Source organism: Thiohalocapsa sp., from assembly GCF_019695415.1.
Lineage (GTDB): Bacteria > Pseudomonadota > Gammaproteobacteria > Chromatiales > Chromatiaceae > Thiohalocapsa.
In genome coordinates this window covers 1-1,985 of sequence record NZ_JAIFKJ010000001.1, presented here as the reverse complement: position 1 = coordinate 1,985, position 1,985 = coordinate 1, and the positions used below count along the sequence as shown (strand labels likewise).

The 1,985-nt window shown below is 66.4% G+C and carries 2 protein-coding genes; both read right to left on the bottom strand.

Annotation, left to right across the window (positions count from 1 at the left end):
• The coding region (gene pheT, locus I6U14_RS00010) for a phenylalanine--tRNA ligase subunit beta (protein WP_296895840.1) at positions 1–1,289 on the bottom strand (1,289 nt) is incomplete at its 3' end.
• Positions 1,286–1,985, bottom strand: a 700-nt coding sequence (gene pheS, locus I6U14_RS00005) for a phenylalanine--tRNA ligase subunit alpha (protein ID WP_296895839.1), incomplete at its 5' end; no start/stop codon positions are given. The genes pheT and pheS, both read right to left, overlap by 4 nt.

The following is a 1,985-nucleotide window of genomic DNA, read 5'->3' as shown; positions in this document are numbered from 1 at the left end:
TCCTGCGCGGGCTTCAGGTCCACGCCGGTCAGCCGCTTCACCTCGCGCGTGTCGAACGAGATCATGTGCCCTGTCGGCGGGGCGGCCCCGGCCGGCTCCAGCTTGCTTGGCGAGCCGCCGCAGAATTTCAGGATCATCGCCGTGGCGAGGTTCGCGCCCAGCGTGTGGGAGGTCGGATCGATGCCGCGCTCGAAGCGGTAGCGCGCATCGGACTGCACGCCGGTCTTGCGGCCGGTCATTGCGGTGCGAACCGGGTCGAAATAGGCCGACTCGATGAAGACGTTGGTGGTCTCCTCGGTGCAGCCGGTCTCCGCCCCGCCGATCACGCCGCCGAGCCCCAGCACGCCGCGATCATCGGCGATCACGCACATGCTCTCGTCGACCTCGTATTCGGCGTCGTCGAGCGCCAGGAAGGTCTCCCCCGCCTTGCCGAGCCGCGCGCGGATCGCCCCGCGCAGCTTGTCGGCATCATAAACGTGAAGCGGCCGCGCCCGGTCATATGAGATGTAGTTGGTGACGTCGACCAGCGCGTTGATCGGGCGCAGGCCGATGGCTTTCAGGCGCTTCTGCAGCCACTCCGGGCTCGGCCCGTTCTTGACGCCGCGGATGAGCCGCCCGGTGAAGACGGGGCAGGCGTCGGCGTGCTCCGGGTCAAATTCCAGCAGGATGTCGACGGGACAGTCGAACTCGCCCGCGCCTTCATAGCCGCGATCGCTGCGTTTCAACTTGCCCAGGCCCGCCGCGGCCAGATCGCGCGCCACGCCCCGCACGCCCAGGCAGTCGGGCCGGTTCGGCGTGATGGCGATATGGATCATCGGGTCGTCGAGACCCGCAGCTTCGGCATAGGGCTCGCCGACGCGGCTGGCAAGTTTCTTCGGCAGCTCGATGATGCCGTCGTGTTCATCGGAGAGCTGAAGCTCGCGCTCCGAGCACAGCATCCCGGCGGATTCGACCCCGCGGATCTTCGTCTTCGACAGCGTCATATCCGTGCCGGGAATGTACGAACCGGGCGGCGCGAACACGCCGATCATGCCGGCCTTGGCGTTCGGCGCGCCGCAGACGACCTGCACCGTTTCCGTGCCGGTGTCGACCTTGCAGACCTTCAGCTTGTCGGCGTTGGGGTGCTTGTCACATTCCAGCACGCGCGCGACGGAGAAAGGCGCGAGCTTCTCCGTCGGATCGACGATCTCCTCGACCTCCAGCCCGATCAGGTCCAGCGTGGCGCGGATGTCGTCGAGGCTTGCGTCGGTCTGCAGATGATCCTTGAGCCAGGACAGCGTGAATTTCATCGGCTCAGGCCCCCGGCGAGCGTCGGCACATCGAGCATGGAAAAGCCGTAATGGCGCAGCCAGCGCAGATCGCTGGCGAACATCGTGCGCAGGTCCGGGATGCCGTATTTCAGCATGGTGATCCGGTCCAGCCCCATGCCGAAGGCAAAGCCCTGATATTTCGCCGGATCGAGGCCGACACCCCGCAGCACGTTCGGGTGGACCATGCCGCAGCCGAGGATCTCCAGCCAGGCGTCCTGCTTGCCGATCGCCTCCGCGCTGATGTCCACCTCCATCGACGGCTCGGTGAAGGGGAAATGCGACGCGCGATAGCGCATCTTCACGTCATCGACCTCGAAGAAGGCGCGGCAGAACTCTTCCAGCACCCAGCGCAGATGGCCCATATGGGTGGTCTCGTCGATCACCAGCCCTTCGACCTGGTGGAACTGCGGCGTGTGCGTCTGGTCGGAGTCGGAGCGGTAGACGCGCCCCGGCGCGATGATGCGCATGGGCGGCTTGCGCTCCTGCATCGCGCGGATCTGGACCGGGCTGGTATGGGTGCGCAGCAGCAGGCGCGAGCCGTCGTCCTTCGTGTGGAAATAGAAGGTGTCGTGCTCCTGCCGGGCCGGATGCTCCGCCGGGCTGTTGAGCTTGGTGGAGTTGTTCTCGTCCGTCCCGATGTCCGGGCCTTTGGCGACCTCGAAGCCCATATCGGCG